The following is a 13364-nucleotide window of genomic DNA, read 5'->3' as shown; positions in this document are numbered from 1 at the left end:
AGAAATGGATTCCTGAAAACTCGTACATTCTGTACATAAACCTTACGTAACCCATATGCAGCAAGGGATACAGAGTGAACAAGCTCCGTACATTCCTGTACACGCGTGTACATCCATATCCCAGCGATGTACAGAAATGTACAAGGATGTACGGGCAATAAACACGCTACATACCGCGCCACGTCTAGCTTTGAAGGGTGAAGTGTACAGAATGTACAGGATTCTAAGAGCACAAAGTTATCCCCGTCTTTTTCTGGCTAGCGTCCCAGAAAGGGTAGTGTTTTCAGGTTGTAGCAGTTCACATGCTACGGCTAACCAGTGATAACACCGCTTTTAATAGGATGCTGGGTAAATAGGTGTGCATTCATCATTTATCAAAGAGCCAATATCTATAAAAGTGGTAGGTTGTGAATTATCAAACACAATTTGTGTTACGTTATAACATTTAGTGTTAGACTTGAATTATCAAGTTTATTCAAGGTGACGTTATGGCGAACAATCACGGTGGAACGAGAGCAGGCGCTGGCAGAAAGCGTTCCCCGCTGCCTAAACAGCTAACAGATAATGCGCTTACCCGCCTTTCTGAGTTAGTTGATGCTGGAGATGTTCAGGCTGTCAGAATGGTAATTGACCGTAGTTTTCCCGCATTAAAGTCTATTACGCCAACTGGGACACTTGATGCTGAGTTGCTCAAGATGAAAATTAAAGAGCTAAGCGAATTTGAGGAGCGCATTGCGGCGCTTGAGCGGGGGAACCATGGCAAGTAATTATCGTAACCGTATTAAAGAGCTTGAGCGGACTCATGCACCAAGCGTGCTGGCTGGTATTCGCTTCATAACTGATATGCCTGTAGAAGCTGATGACCCTCGCTCTGGTGATGTTATTGAAATTGTCCATCCTTGCAGCCCTGTCCCTGAACTTTATGTATATACAACTAACCGCGGGCAATTTCAGCTAATTAAGTCAGGGCTGGAAGATAAATTTATTCTGCTGGATTGCTAAGAATGGTGACTTTATCTGACCGATTGAAACGACTGGAGATTATCACTACTCCTACCCAACCAATCGAAATTGAGTTTCATGTGATTGAGGTTGTTAACAATGACGATCTGCGTCGTGGTTCGTGGAGTGTCACCAGCCATACGATAAACAAAACTATTACTTTCTATGCCTCAACCTCCACTGAGTTTCAACTCCTCCGCAACCAGTACAAAGCGCAGCATAAGGCACTGACTTTATCTGTCGACCCTGAGTGTATCGACTTCACAATAGCCCTTCCCGAAGGCCCGATCACCGTGACAAATAACTGATAACAATCATTTCAGTATTCCCGTTGATAACAACAAGAGACATATAAATGGCAATTACATACTATTCAGAGCAATACATACGTGGTGTAAATACGTCTGACACCATTGGTCGATTCCATGAGGTTGCTGCTCGAAAGATCAATACACTTTCGGAAAAACGCAAAGCAATTGCAAACGATAGGACACGCTCGGATGAGGAAAAGGCCGTTCTCTACAAACGCCTACAAGATGAATATGGTAAAACTCTGGAAAAGTCCAAAAATGAATTGGCTCGAGAACTGCTTATCAACATTGAGGCCCAATCCCGAGCTAAAGAGTCCGCTCGAGGCAACATGTCACTAACCGAGTCTGTGCAATTAATCGCTGCGTTACGACAAGCTGGTGTAGACGGTGATGATTTGCGAGCCGCAGCCATTAGTGATGTACGCATAGCACAAGCTATGGTTAACAGCCCTGAAGTTGTTATTCGTGCGGCTAAATGGACGCCAAAAGCAGCTAATGAAATTCTCGAACGCCATTTCCCTGACTTAGTTATGCAAAGTACTCAATTACAGGCAGACCAAGCTGCCTATGACCGCCTTAGTGACTCTATTGACGAATCATTAAGCGTCATAAAAAAGCGCGCACCTGCGAATGTGCTGGAAACTCGAGTGGATGAATCAACGCTATTTAGCGTTGATGGTGAAGACTAGGTTTTGATTTACAATGCAGATATTGCTTGTTCTGACCTGCTTGGTAAATTAGCCCTTACTCAGGGCTTTTATCAAAGAGCTTTATTATCGGCTAAGGCCTTTAGGAAAGGTGCAAATTTAGAGCTGACGGCAGCAGGTTCACCTTTACCAAAGACTGAAAATTGATATTCATCGTAACTCTCAATTTTCATTTTTACGTGTTTACCATTAGCTAAAACGACAAAATCACTGATAGGTATAACAAACCGACGCACCGAATAATTACCTGTGAAATCCCCGAAACTTCTTGCTGAGTGCGGGTCAGCATAATCAGTAAACTGGCTCGCCTCTCTCGCACTATCAATCACCTTTCCATCAACATTGAATTTAACGGCGGTGACATTCGTAATTCCTTGGGCACCAACTGATAAGATAATGAACTTTGGTAAACCGGTCTTCCAAGCAAAACCTAACCCAGTCATATCATCAGAGAAGCTGCTGTTAGCAGGAACCATGGGTTGGCTGATCATGAGTTGATCATCAAATTTGTCATGGGTCATCTTTAGGGAAGGTGTCATGACTCCATTCATTGTACTGCTCATGTTCTTCATTGATGTACAGCCAGTAAGAGCAACCGATAAGAGCAATAAAGCAATTTTATTCATTCTCATTCCCTTTTAGTTAATTCCCACACAGATATTAATACTACACAGCGGCTATCCGCACGTAAATGCGAACAGTACCAAAGATGCTTCTTTCTAGCTAGCCTGAGTTAGCTTGCCGTGTGCAAATATGTGCAAACCCTCCAAAACCAGATCAAACCAGAAACTACATAAATCACTTGAAACAAGGCTTTGTGGTGCGTATTATTCACATCAAACCGCAGGTGTAGCATTTAAAATCCCTCGGCCATAGGCTGTACGAGTTCAAGTCTCGTTCCGGGTACCATTGGGATTATAGAATAAAATCAATGATAAGCAGTGTCGTGAAACCACCTACGGGTGGTTTTTTCATTTCTGAAATCCCTCCATTCCTGATATCACGGCGTAACATCTTTCTTGTCGCACGGTCCGTCGACTGACGGAGCGACCGCAATTATTCTGCCCTACCGACCGTTTCCCGAAGATCTCATGACGGGGTAATTTACGCCGGGTGAAATCCCGCCAGGCCAGCCGCTTAAACTGATATCATCAATGTCTCTGTTCTTCGGAAAAGGTGTTCATATGCTGCATTCTGGCCAGCCGGCGAGGCGTAGAATTTTCATCGGCGATATCCACGGTCAGTACCACAAGCTCGCCGCTTTGCTGGAACACCTTGATGCTCTGTACCAACCGGATGAGCGTTTACTGATCTTCGTCGGCGATCTGATTGATAATCAGCCTGGGGCGCAGATCGACCACCTGGCGGTGCTGGAGCGGGTGAGGGCGGAAGTGGAATCGGGACAGGCGATATGTCTGATGGGCAATCATGAATTTAACGCCGTTGGCTGGGCACTGCGCCATCCGCATCGCGCTCAGCCGCTGCGGCCGCACTCCCCGAATAATCGACGTCAGCATCAGGCCTTTCTGGCCGATGTCGTCGAAGACACTCCGCGGCATGATTTCTGGATCGACTGGTTTAAAACGCTGCCGCTGTTTGTTGATTATGGCGATATTCGGGCGGTACATGCCTGTTGGCAGGACAAGACGATTGCCCGACTGCGACCGTGGCTGGATGAATAGAATCGGTTGAAACCCGAAAACTGGGTCGCTGCTTTTGATCAACAGCATCCTCTGTTCCGGATGATCGAGACCGTGCTTAAAGGACCAGAACTGAAACTACCTGCAGGCTTTAGCTTCGTGGATAAGACGGGCGTCGAGCGCCGCCATATTCGTCTGCGCTGGTGGCGGGATGATGTGAAAACCTATCGCCAGATAGCCCAGGTTCAGCCGGAAATGATCGGCCGGATCCCGGATATTCCTCTGGAGCAGACCCATCTGGACACAACAGATGTCCCGGTGGTGATCGGTCACTACACTTTATCCGGTGAACCTTGCTCCTTGAGCGAGCGTGTTGTCTGCGTCGATTACAACGCGGCGAAAGCCGATAACCCGCTTTACGCCTGGATTCAGGAACCCGGTTCGCGGCGCGCGATAACGGGGACGTTTGTCCGCCAGCCCACTCCCCCCTCCCGCCATTCTGCCGGGTAGTACCGGTATTCAGCGTTTCCCCCCCATTTTTCTCAGGCGCGGTATGGCCAAACTGCGGTAAAATAGCGCTCCGGTTCGCCGGACTATTATCCTTTGGGAACGGAACGCCGTTATGGCAATAAAAACAAATTAAATGAGGGATCTTATGGCTACATTGCTTGAAAGCTACGGTGATTGCTTCCGCAAATATGCCACCTTTCGCGGGCGTTCGGCGCGCAAGGAGTATGTGGTTTTTACCGTCGCCAACTTTGTGCTTTCGGCCGTACTGGGGTTGATTCCGATCGTAGGAGGCCTGTTTGGCCTGATCATCATTATCCCCGGCATCGCGGTTGCGGTGCGCCGTCTGCACGATTTGAACAAATCAGGCTGGTGGCTGCTGTCACCCTATGCTGTTCTGCTGGTTGGCTTTATCGGCATTATCACCACCGTTGATAACGGCGAGGCGGCCGTCTGGGTATGGATAACGGCGGCGGGAGGCATGGCGGCGCTGGCGTTGTCTATCTGGCTGCTGTTTGCCCGCGGCACCGATGGTGTCAACCGCTATGGCGACATTCAGCAAGAGAGTGAATACAGCCCGTCAGCAGCCCGGCAGAGCGCGCCGCTCTCATCCGCCGATGATGTGCGGGAACGCCTCGCGCAGGCGAAAAAAATGTTCGATGACGGAACCATTACCGAGAGCGAATACGAAACGATGCGCGCCAGCATCATTAAAGACATTTAACGCTTGCTGAGTGCGCTGCCGGGTGGTTTTCTCCCGGCATTTCCGCTACTGTATGCGCCATTTTTCTACCACGACGAGCCTGTTTATGAAAACCGGACCCCTGAACGAAAGCGAACTTGAATGGCTGGACGATATCCTGTCGAAATACGCCACCGAGGGCGCCATCCTTGATGTCTCAGAGCTTGACGGCCTGCTGACGGCCATTCTCTCCGGCCCGAAAGAGATTGAACCGGCTCAGTGGCTGCTGGCTATCTGGGGCGGAGCGGACAATGTGCCGCGCTGGGCGAATGACCGCGAGCGTGACCACTTTGTTAACCTGACTCTGCAGCACATGAGCGACATTGCCGAGCGTCTGGACGAGTATCCCGATCAGTTTGAACCGCTGTTTGGGACCCGCGAAGAGGAAGGTCAGGAGCTGACGATTGTTGAGGAGTGGTGCTTCGGCTATATGCGCGGCGTCGCTCTCGGAAACTGGCCCGCTCTGCCGGAAGAGCCGCAGTCGGCGCTGGACAGCATTGCTTTGCACGGCACGGAAGCGCAGTTTACAGCGGTTGAGGCGCTCTCTGTCGATGAGTTTATCGCCAGCGTGGATCATATCCGCCCGGCAGCGCTCTCGTTGTACCAATACTGGACTGAGCATGCTGAGCCGGAAGTCGTGCAGCAACCGATCCGCAATGAAGTCAAGGTCGGGCGTAACGATCCCTGTCCCTGTGGCAGCGGCAAAAAATATAAGCAGTGTTGCTTAGCGAAATAAATAACGGGTCTGCTGGTCTGATGCCGATCGTTTAAGCATCGGCTGACCGCTCCGGCAGAGGGGGAAGTATCCGTCATCTCAAAGAGATTGCCGATTTTTATCCGGCGCTGTCAGGTTTTCAACACGCCTGCGGATAAGTCTGTCCTGGAGGTCGCTGTTAAGCCAGGGATGTCGGTTTTACGCTGGTTTGCGCGAAAGGGGTCTGTCGCGTGGGTTCCGTGGAATATTCCGTCCGCGTATTTCTGTTTCCTGCGCGACAGATGAACTTCCCAGGGCCGGTTTCGCCCGGCCCTGGGAACCCGGCATCGCTCTGGCCGGCGATAAACCAAAAAAATGCGGGTCGCCTTTAAGTGACCCGCATTAGGCCAGAGGCCGTTTTTTTTATCCTACCGCCGGGAGCAAACCCGCGACGATGCAAAACTGAATAGCGACAATCGCAATACCACACAACAGCACCAGCCACAGCGCCGGTGTTCCCCCGGCGACCCGCCAGGGAGCGTCAGGGTGCTGTTTCCGACTCTTCATCACCAGCAGCGAAGGCAGCATGAGCGCCAGCACCGCCAGCGCGACGCCAGCATAGCCCAGCGCCATCACGAAGCCGCGCGGATAAAACAGGGCAAACGCCAGCGGCGGGAGGAAGGTGATTGCACCGCTTTGCAGACGACCGCCGGGGCTGTTTTTACGCTGGAACAGATCGGCCAGATAATCAAACAGTCCAAGCGCCACGCCAAGGAACGAGGTGGCCAGCGCGAGGTCGGCGAACAGATGCACTGCCAGTTCAACGTGCGGCGACGCCACGACTTCGCGCAGAGCTTCCAGCAGTCCGTTCAGGCCGGCATTTTGCGCCAGCAGCGCGGTAAACGCCGGGGAGTCAATACTGCCGAGCGTCGCCAGCTGCCAGAAAATATAGGCGACCAGCGGGATAAAGCTACCGATGATAAAGACCCGACGCAGCTTACGAATATCGCCGTTAAGATAGCTGACGATGCTCGGCACGCTACCGTGAAAACCGAAAGAGGTAAAAATCACCGGGATCGCCGATAGCGCCAGGCCCTGCTGGAGCGGGAGCGTCAGCAGATTGATGCGATGGATATGCGGCAACAGCAGCGCCAGCATAATGGCGAGAAAAATGATCTTGGCGCTAAACAGGAAGCGGTTAAACAGATCAACCAGCGATGTGCCGAGGCAGACTACCGCGCCACCAATGGCGGTAAACAGCAATACGCCGCCCGCAGGAGGAAGCGACCAGCCCAGCCACTGGTTGAGGCTGGAGGCCAGCAGTTCGCCCGCGCCGCTAATGTAGGCTGCGGTTAGCGCATACATCAGGAATAACATGCAGAAGCCGGTCACCCACTGCCCGTAACGTCCGAGATAACGTGCCGCCAGCGAACCGAGCCCCATATCGGCGGGCACGTGCTGATAGACCTCCAGCAGTAATAACGCGGTGTAGCACATCAGCGCCCACAGCGCGATCAGTAAGCAGAAGGTGACGCCAAAACCCACGCCCGCGGAAGCCAGCGGCATTGCCAACATCCCTGCGCCGATTGTGGTCCCGGCCACGATTAAAATACTACCCAGAGTGCGGTTCTTCACGTTTCTCTCTATCCATGAAGGAATTAACAATAAAATATGTCGCGCAGAGTATGTGAAATTATCATTCTCGTCAAATGAGGGTTACAGTGGTTGTAATTAAATATTTACACTCCGCGAAGGCCGCCTGAAGGCTGCGCTGGCGCAAAGCTTCCAGCCGTTCGCCGGGCTATGCTGGGCGTTTTACAGGAGGAGCTATGCAATCGATTCATGGTCATGAAGTGCTGCAGATGATGATCGCCTCGGGCGAACCTTACTCAACGGCCACTCTTGAGGCGGCAATCATCGCCCGCTTCGGCGCAGATGCACGTTTTCATACCTGCTCGGCAGAAAATTTAAGCGCGGCGGAGCTGGTGGCATTTCTACAGAAAAAGGGGAAGTTTGTTGCCGTAGAGGCGGGGTTTAATACGCGTGAGAGTAAGATCTGCCGGCATTAATTTAGCGGCGAAGCCGAAACTTCGCCGCCGGGATAATTAATTCTGCGTGTCGAGCGTCGCCAGCTCTTTATCAATAAAGTACAGGCCTTCGCCGCTTTTACCGGCGAGGGTCAGCTTATCAATAACAGATTTAAATAATTTCTCTTCTTCGTGCTGTTCAGCCACATACCACTGCAGGAAATTAAACGTCGGATAATCCTGATTAGTCATGGCGGCGTGGGCCAGCTCATTAATTTTCTGGGTAATCAGCTGTTCGTGTTCGTAGGTGACGCGGAACAGCTCATCCAGCGATGCGTACTCGGCAAACGGTGAGGAGATAGCGTTGATGCAGGGCAGACTGCCGGTATCGGTCAAATAATCAAACAGGCGCTGCATATGGGTCATCTCTTCCTGCGCATGACGGCGGAGGAATGCGGCGGCGCCTTCAAAGCTGTGGTAGCTGCACCATGCGCTCATTTGCTGATAAAGCAGAGAAGAATAAAGTTCAAGATTCATCTGCTCATTCAGTTTATCGATCATTTCTGTTTTCAGCATCGCGTGTGCTCCGAAAATAAAGGGTCAACGTAATTGTGCGGTTATTATAATTTGTTATTAATTTATTTGCAAAAAGTAAATTAAAAAACTTATTTATTAAAAATGAAAATGGGAATAAAACGCATTGGCAATTTAATAAGTAATGAGAATGGTTTCGGTTTAATATTTTAGTCAGTTCGTATTATCAAAATAAAAAACAGAAATAAGGTGTCTGGCGTTGGCAGGAAGATGGGCAGCCAGGGAGCTGACTGCGTCTCTGCCTGTGGCGGCTGGTACCGGGAGGGCGAGGGCGAAGGCGAAAAATGTGAAGCGCTACGTAATTTATAAAACAACTTTTCATAAAATTTGAAAGTGCGTTTGTTAAGTAGTAGAGTCCATCATAACGCTAACGAACTATCGCGGGAGTGCCCGCACAGCATTCAGGAGAGTAAAGCATGAAAATTGCACTGATGATGGAAAACAGCCAGGCCAGCAAAAACGCCATCATCCTCAACGAGCTAAACGCCGTTGCCGATGAAAAAGGGTTCCCGGTATACAACGTCGGGATGAGCGATGAGCACGACCATCATCTGACCTATATTCATCTGGGCATCATGGCCAGCATTCTGTTGAATTCGAAAGCGGTTGATTTCGTGGTAACCGGCTGCGGAACCGGACAGGGCGCGCTGATGTCGCTGAACATCCACCCAGGCGTAGTGTGCGGCTACTGTATTGATCCGGCTGATGCCTTCCTGTTTGCGCAGATTAATAACGGTAATGCGCTGTCCCTGCCGTTTGCCAAAGGTTTTGGCTGGGGTGCCGAGCTGAACGTGCGCTTTATTTTTGAAAAAGCCTTCACCGGTCGCAATGGCGAAGGTTACCCACCGGAGCGCAAAGAGCCGCAGGTGCGTAACGCCGGGATCCTGAATACGGTGAAAGCTGCCGTGGTGAAAGATAACTATCTGGATACTCTGCGCGCTATCGATCCGGAACTGGTCAAAACGGCTGTCTCCGGCCCGCGTTTCCAGCAGTGCTTCTTCGAGAACTGCCAGGATAAAGAGATCGAAGCTTTTGTCCGCCAGATAGTCGGCTAAGCAAGCCCTCGTTTTTTTCGAATAAGGCCAGCCACCGCTGGCCTTTTTGCTGCTATTTTTTGCTCTGCGAGACGCTGCTACCGGCATCTTTGCTCAACCGCAGACTATCTACCATTCCCACCAGACAAATTAAGGCAATAAAGACAAAGGAGAGCCGGAAGCTGATCCCCGGTAGGGTCGTCAGACTTAACCACTCACTGGCTTTTTCACCCATGCGAATGCCGATCGCGCCGAGGGTGATCCCCAGACCCACGGCCAGCTGTGACGCGGTACTGAACAACGTATTGGCGTAGCTCATCTGCGCAGGCGGAACATCGGCAAAAGCAAGCGTGCTCACGCCGGTAAACTGAATCGAGCGGAATACGCCGCCGAGATACAGGATCATACAAATAAGCCAGACCGGGGTCTGCGGCGTTAAAAAAGCACAGGCGAGCAGCGAGATGACGTTTAGCGTCCCGTTTATCAATAGCAGCCGACGGAAGCCGAGCCAACGGATGAGCGGGGTGGTGGCGGGTTTAATGGTGAAGTTGCCGACAAACACCGCCAGCACCAGCAGCCCGGAATGGAACGGATCCATACCAAAGCCAACCTGAAACAGCAGCGGTAACAGAAAGGGGACGGCGCTGATGGAAGCACGGAAAAGCGATCCTCCGTACATCGTAACCCGAAAGGTGGGCACCTGTAGCGCATCGAGACGCACCATCGGCCACTCTGCCCGGCGGAAATGGCGCAGAGCGAACAGCATGCATCCCGTACCGATCCCCAGCAGGACCAGGGTTGTCCAGCCTTGTGGTCGGGTATCGCCAAGCAACTCCATGGCGCTCACCAGGCTCACCATAGCAACCGATGTCGCAAAGAAGCCGGGAAGGTCAAAGGGACGTCGCTGCGCTTCGCGGATATCGGGAATAATTCGCAGCGACAGCGCGATGGCGATCAATCCCAGAGGAACATTAATAAAGAAAATCCAGTGCCAGCTGGCATAGCGGGTAATAAAGCCACCCAGCGGTGGACCGATGATCGGCGCAACCAGCGCCGGCCATGTCAGTGTGGCAATGGCTTTGATGAGCTGATCTTTTGGCGTGGTACGCAGTACCGCCAGGCGGCCGACGGGCACCATCAGCGCGCCACCAATACCCTGAAGGATTCGCATGGCGACAAAGGTGTCCACGTTGCTGGCAAAGCCGCAAAAAACGGAGGCAAGCGTAAAAATAGCCAACGCCAGCGTGAAGATCTTACGCGCGCCGAAGCGATCGGCAATCCAGCCGCTGGCCGGGATCAATACCGCCAGCGTAATCAGGTAGGCGCTGATACCGATATTGAGGTCAACCGCCGCAACGCCAAAATCTTTTGCCATGTCCGGCAGCGCGGTAGCGATTACCGTCCCGTCAAGAAACTCCATGAAAAATGCGCCGGCGACCAGCAGCGCAGGAGCAGAGAAGGCGCGGCCTTCTCGTGAAGAGATATCTGTACTCATTGTGTGTTTGCCATCGCCTGGTGAGGTGCTTATCGCGGGAAAAACGTGCAGGCTCTTAACTCTGCGATTTCCCTCACTTTTGTTTAATTTATAAATTATTCTTGTAAATAAATTGTGATTTAGCGCATGTTTCTATTGATTTATGTGATGCAGGTCATATTATAGACCCCACCAATGGTAACACCTGCATAACAAAACCGGAGTCGCTTCATGAAACTGCGCAAAATTCTGAAGAGCATGTTCGAGCAGTACTGCAAAACATTCAAAGATGTACCGCCTGCCGGTATGTTCTGATAAAAAAACCTGCTGCGGCAGGTTTTTTTATCTCTCGGGATTTAGGTTACTATTACGCTCCTCGAAAAAGGAGTAATAAATGTCTCAACATCTCACCGAACAAGACGAACTGGTTTCTGACGTTGTCGCCTGCCAGTTGGTTATCAAACAGATTCTCGACGTCATTGATGTCATCGCCCCTGTTGAAGTCCGCGAAAAAATGACCACGCAGCTGAAAGCCATCGATTTTGCCAGCCATCCGGCTTCGGCCGATCCGGTGACGCTGCGCGCGGTCCAAAAAGCGATTGCGCTGATTGAGCTTAAGTTTACGCCGCAGGGTGAAGCACACTAAGTTGTTTCGCCCCGCTATCGCTGTCGATGGCGGGGCGAAAACCAGACGTTAATGAGAGATAGCGGCCCTTGCCGACGCCGGCTGTTCATCTTTAAATAGCTTACTGTTGCCCCAGCACTCTTCATAACGATGGCCGACTAAATCCTCCACGATAATACGCACATCGGACGGGATATCGCTAACCTTACCCCCTGCTTTAATCCGCGCCACTTCCTGCAATACGACCAGGTGCGCTTTGCGATCCAGTTTCATCTGCTTGCTGAAGACAATGGCCGCCAGCGCCAGCAGGATCACGCCGCTACAGAACACCACCGCAATGGCGGTCACGGCGCTTTCTGGTTGCGTATGCGCTTTCGACTGGAACCCGTAAAAGCTGAGAATAGCTCCCATCGTGAAGACAATAATCGAACGCAGGATTTTTCCGGAGAAGGTCATGGCGCCCGCGTAGATCCCTTCGCGGCGGCGGCCGGTATAGATCTCATCAACATCGGCGAGGAAGGTGTAAACGGTCCATGGAATGTAGTACACGCCGCCGGTACCCAGGCCAAACAGCACCGTGATCCCAAACATCAGGATGGTTGCCAGATGAGCGGGCAGATGGAAAAACCACAGCGAGGTGTACAGCAACACGGAGAAAATCACGATGCTCAGCGCCAGAATATAGGGCTTGCTGAATCCCTTTTTCACACACAGGCCGATAAACAACGCCGTAGAGAGCAGCTGCAGAATCGAGTTCAGGCTGTTCAGCCCGGCGACCATCGCCGGATCGTGCTGCAGGACAAAGATAACGAAGTAGGTAAAGATCGAGGCAAACAGCCATTCTGCGCCGAAACCGCAGAGATACATCCCAAGATGTTTGCGGAACACGCGTAGATAGAAGGTTGAACGCATATCCTTCGCCAGCATCAGCAGGGTCGTGAGCAGGCCTTTTTTCTCATTCACGCGAACTTCTTCTTCACGCGGGCGCTCCCAGCTGCAAAACCACAGGCAGGAGATGGCGATAATCAGAATAACCCCGTAGGTCAGCCCGGTCAGGAAGAACGGTGTGGCGGAGTCTTTGCCGTACAACAGGATAAACTGACCTGGGATGAACGCCGCCAGGAAGTTGGCAAGCTTGCCGAAAATGGCTTTATAGCCGGTCAGTTTAGAGCGTAATGAGAAGTCGTCGGTCATTTCGGTGGCTAAGGTTTCATAAGGCACCATGACTGAGGTATAAATAATCTCAAAGACGACGTAGGTGCAGAGGTAGTACCAGAAACCCAGCCCCTCAACCCACAGCAGCGGGTAAAACATCATCAGCGGGATGCCGATCAATAAAAAGAAACGTCGGCGTCCGAAGCGTTTGCCGAGCCGCGTTTTACCGAAGTTATCGGTCAGGTAGCCCATTAACGGATTGCTGATCGCATCGATGATGCTGGCGACGGAGAAAATGAACGACGCCTCAATCAGCGTCAGTCCGCAGAACGTGGTGTAGAAATAAAGTAGCCAGGCGCCGCTGATTGCCAGCGCGCCGCTCCCCAGTAAATTACCGCCGCCGTAGGCTAGCTGATGGCGTAACAAAATCGGTCTTCCCTGCAACCCTTGTGAGGTTGAAGCCGCGTATCCTGCCATTAATATAAACCTCATGTTTTAAATTTTTGAAACGCTGTTTTTATATTCTTAAAGTCGATGGCGAAAAGTGATCGCCGTCACTAATCACCCGCTGCGCCATTTCCCAGAGCAGGAATGCGATCGGCTTAAAAGTTTTTAATGCTTTTCAGGAATAAGAACGGCGCCTGAACGGCGGAAATGATGTGTCAGAAACAGCGATCGCTGGAACGTTATCCGCGATGGACGGAGGCGTGAAGCGGAGGGATTGATGATCCGGTGTCGTTTATTCGCGCAGCGGAACGGTGGCCATACGGCGGTCTGCAGGGCATCGTCCGGCGGGTTTTAGTGCCAACGCTGCGCGGTTGCGCCGGCCAGGGCGATCGCTATGCTGCGATG

General features: G+C 51.6%; 17 protein-coding genes. 12 read left to right on the top strand and 5 right to left on the bottom strand.

Features of this window, described 5'->3' with window-relative positions; translation table 11 throughout:
* The first annotated feature begins 488 nt into the window (after nucleotides 1–488).
* From ROR01S_RS01230 to ROR01S_RS01220, 4 genes are read left to right on the top strand one after another with little or no spacing between them, the layout of a single operon-like run.
* Nucleotides 489–767, top strand: coding sequence for a hypothetical protein (locus tag ROR01S_RS01230; protein WP_064359009.1), 279 nt, complete (start codon nucleotides 489–491; stop codon nucleotides 765–767).
* Complete coding sequence (locus tag ROR01S_RS26910) at nucleotides 757–1002, top strand: hypothetical protein (protein ID WP_155728871.1); 246 nt, start codon at nucleotides 757–759, stop codon at nucleotides 1000–1002. Before ROR01S_RS01230 ends, ROR01S_RS26910 begins: the two co-directional genes overlap by 11 nt.
* A gap of 2 nt (nucleotides 1003–1004) precedes the next feature.
* Nucleotides 1005–1310, top strand: a complete 306-nt coding sequence (locus tag ROR01S_RS01225; RefSeq protein ID WP_064359008.1) for a hypothetical protein — start codon at nucleotides 1005–1007, stop codon at nucleotides 1308–1310.
* 47 nt (nucleotides 1311–1357) lie between these two features.
* Nucleotides 1358–2002 (top strand): hypothetical protein, encoded by a 645-nt coding sequence (locus ROR01S_RS01220; protein WP_064359007.1) that lies wholly within the window; start codon nucleotides 1358–1360, stop codon nucleotides 2000–2002.
* A 71-nt stretch (nucleotides 2003–2073) separates the two neighbouring features.
* On the opposite strand, the gene ROR01S_RS01215 is transcribed toward ROR01S_RS01220, so the two are convergent.
* Nucleotides 2074–2646, bottom strand: coding sequence for a hypothetical protein (locus ROR01S_RS01215; RefSeq protein ID WP_064359006.1), 573 nt, complete (start codon nucleotides 2644–2646; stop codon nucleotides 2074–2076).
* A 558-nt stretch (nucleotides 2647–3204) separates the two neighbouring features.
* Here ROR01S_RS01215 and ROR01S_RS01210 point away from each other — a divergent pair.
* The 4 genes from ROR01S_RS01210 to ROR01S_RS01195 all read left to right on the top strand — a co-directional run bounded on the left by ROR01S_RS01210 (nucleotide 3205) and on the right by ROR01S_RS01195 (nucleotide 5645).
* Complete coding sequence (locus tag ROR01S_RS01210; RefSeq protein ID WP_064359005.1) at nucleotides 3205–3702, top strand: metallophosphoesterase; 498 nt, start codon at nucleotides 3205–3207, stop codon at nucleotides 3700–3702.
* Nucleotides 3703–3774: 72 nt separating this feature from the next.
* Nucleotides 3775–4170: a metallophosphoesterase family protein gene (locus ROR01S_RS01205; RefSeq protein ID WP_155728870.1), complete on the top strand. Its 396-nt coding sequence runs from the start codon at nucleotides 3775–3777 to the stop codon at nucleotides 4168–4170.
* A gap of 145 nt (nucleotides 4171–4315) precedes the next feature.
* Nucleotides 4316–4891, top strand: coding sequence for a DUF805 domain-containing protein (locus tag ROR01S_RS01200; RefSeq protein WP_064359003.1), 576 nt, complete (start codon nucleotides 4316–4318; stop codon nucleotides 4889–4891).
* Between the two features lie 52 nt (nucleotides 4892–4943).
* Entirely contained in the window at nucleotides 4944–5645 is a 702-nt protein-coding gene (locus tag ROR01S_RS01195) for a YecA/YgfB family protein (RefSeq protein ID WP_463666829.1), read from the top strand.
* Nucleotides 5646–6026: 381 nt separating this feature from the next.
* On the opposite strand, the gene tyrP is transcribed toward ROR01S_RS01195, so the two are convergent.
* Nucleotides 6027–7238 (bottom strand): tyrosine transporter TyrP, encoded by a 1212-nt coding sequence (gene tyrP, locus ROR01S_RS01190; RefSeq protein WP_032717084.1) that lies wholly within the window; start codon nucleotides 7236–7238, stop codon nucleotides 6027–6029.
* Between the two features lie 194 nt (nucleotides 7239–7432).
* Between tyrP and ROR01S_RS01185 the strand changes: the two genes are divergently transcribed.
* Complete coding sequence (locus ROR01S_RS01185; RefSeq protein ID WP_032717085.1) at nucleotides 7433–7672, top strand: YecH family metal-binding protein; 240 nt, start codon at nucleotides 7433–7435, stop codon at nucleotides 7670–7672.
* Between the two features lie 36 nt (nucleotides 7673–7708).
* Here ROR01S_RS01185 and ftnA read toward each other — a convergent pair whose 3' ends face one another.
* Nucleotides 7709–8206, bottom strand: coding sequence for a non-heme ferritin (ftnA, locus tag ROR01S_RS01180; RefSeq protein ID WP_004864122.1), 498 nt, complete (start codon nucleotides 8204–8206; stop codon nucleotides 7709–7711).
* Between the two features lie 434 nt (nucleotides 8207–8640).
* On the opposite strand from ftnA, the gene ROR01S_RS01175 reads away from it, so the two are divergent.
* Nucleotides 8641–9279: an RpiB/LacA/LacB family sugar-phosphate isomerase gene (locus ROR01S_RS01175; protein ID WP_004864120.1), complete on the top strand. Its 639-nt coding sequence runs from the start codon at nucleotides 8641–8643 to the stop codon at nucleotides 9277–9279.
* 52 nt (nucleotides 9280–9331) lie between these two features.
* Here ROR01S_RS01175 and ROR01S_RS01170 read toward each other — a convergent pair whose 3' ends face one another.
* Nucleotides 9332–10753: an MFS transporter gene (locus tag ROR01S_RS01170; RefSeq protein WP_032717086.1), complete on the bottom strand. Its 1422-nt coding sequence runs from the start codon at nucleotides 10751–10753 to the stop codon at nucleotides 9332–9334.
* A gap of 210 nt (nucleotides 10754–10963) precedes the next feature.
* On the opposite strand from ROR01S_RS01170, the gene azuC reads away from it, so the two are divergent.
* Together azuC and ROR01S_RS01165 are read left to right on the top strand one after the other, a co-directional pair.
* Nucleotides 10964–11047 carry a stress response protein AzuC gene (azuC, locus tag ROR01S_RS26905; protein WP_015583995.1) on the top strand — a complete coding sequence of 28 codons (84 nt, stop codon included), beginning with the start codon at nucleotides 10964–10966 and terminating at the stop codon, nucleotides 11045–11047.
* Nucleotides 11048–11126: 79 nt separating this feature from the next.
* Nucleotides 11127–11378, top strand: a complete 252-nt coding sequence (locus ROR01S_RS01165; protein WP_004864113.1) for a DUF2766 family protein — start codon at nucleotides 11127–11129, stop codon at nucleotides 11376–11378.
* A gap of 48 nt (nucleotides 11379–11426) precedes the next feature.
* Here the strand turns inward: ROR01S_RS01165 and ROR01S_RS01160 are convergent, their stop codons facing one another.
* Nucleotides 11427–12989, bottom strand: coding sequence for an MFS transporter (locus ROR01S_RS01160; RefSeq protein WP_064359002.1), 1563 nt, complete (start codon nucleotides 12987–12989; stop codon nucleotides 11427–11429).
* Nucleotides 12990–13364 lie beyond the last annotated feature (375 nt).

It is taken from the genome of Klebsiella ornithinolytica NBRC 105727 = ATCC 31898 (assembly GCF_001598295.1).
Taxonomy (GTDB): domain Bacteria; phylum Pseudomonadota; class Gammaproteobacteria; order Enterobacterales; family Enterobacteriaceae; genus Klebsiella; species Klebsiella ornithinolytica.
Note: the sequence above shows the minus strand (reverse complement) of the source record. Positions and strands in the feature narration are given on the sequence as shown.

Excerpts from the sequence above, each read along its gene's own strand:
- ROR01S_RS01165 (WP_004864113.1), top strand. The coding sequence starts at position 11,127 with ATGTCTCAACATCTCACCGAACAAGACGAACTGGTTTCTGACGTTGTC.
- ROR01S_RS01225 (WP_064359008.1), top strand. The coding sequence starts at position 1,005 with ATGGTGACTTTATCTGACCGATTGAAACGACTGGAGATTATCACTACT.
- ROR01S_RS01230 (WP_064359009.1), top strand. The coding sequence starts at position 489 with ATGGCGAACAATCACGGTGGAACGAGAGCAGGCGCTGGCAGAAAGCGT.
- ROR01S_RS01160 (WP_064359002.1), bottom strand. The coding sequence starts at position 12,989 with ATGGCAGGATACGCGGCTTCAACCTCACAAGGGTTGCAGGGAAGACCG.
- ftnA (WP_004864122.1), bottom strand. The coding sequence starts at position 8,206 with ATGCTGAAAACAGAAATGATCGATAAACTGAATGAGCAGATGAATCTT.
- ROR01S_RS26910 (WP_155728871.1), top strand. The coding sequence starts at position 757 with ATGGCAAGTAATTATCGTAACCGTATTAAAGAGCTTGAGCGGACTCAT.
- ROR01S_RS01195 (WP_463666829.1), top strand. The coding sequence starts at position 4,944 with ATGCGCCATTTTTCTACCACGACGAGCCTGTTTATGAAAACCGGACCC.
- ROR01S_RS01215 (WP_064359006.1), bottom strand. The coding sequence starts at position 2,646 with ATGAATAAAATTGCTTTATTGCTCTTATCGGTTGCTCTTACTGGCTGT.
- ROR01S_RS01210 (WP_064359005.1), top strand. The coding sequence starts at position 3,205 with ATGCTGCATTCTGGCCAGCCGGCGAGGCGTAGAATTTTCATCGGCGAT.
- ROR01S_RS01170 (WP_032717086.1), bottom strand. The coding sequence starts at position 10,753 with ATGAGTACAGATATCTCTTCACGAGAAGGCCGCGCCTTCTCTGCTCCT.
- ROR01S_RS01220 (WP_064359007.1), top strand. The coding sequence starts at position 1,358 with ATGGCAATTACATACTATTCAGAGCAATACATACGTGGTGTAAATACG.
- ROR01S_RS01175 (WP_004864120.1), top strand. The coding sequence starts at position 8,641 with ATGAAAATTGCACTGATGATGGAAAACAGCCAGGCCAGCAAAAACGCC.
- ROR01S_RS01200 (WP_064359003.1), top strand. The coding sequence starts at position 4,316 with ATGGCTACATTGCTTGAAAGCTACGGTGATTGCTTCCGCAAATATGCC.
- ROR01S_RS01185 (WP_032717085.1), top strand. The coding sequence starts at position 7,433 with ATGCAATCGATTCATGGTCATGAAGTGCTGCAGATGATGATCGCCTCG.
- azuC (WP_015583995.1), top strand. The coding sequence starts at position 10,964 with ATGAAACTGCGCAAAATTCTGAAGAGCATGTTCGAGCAGTACTGCAAA.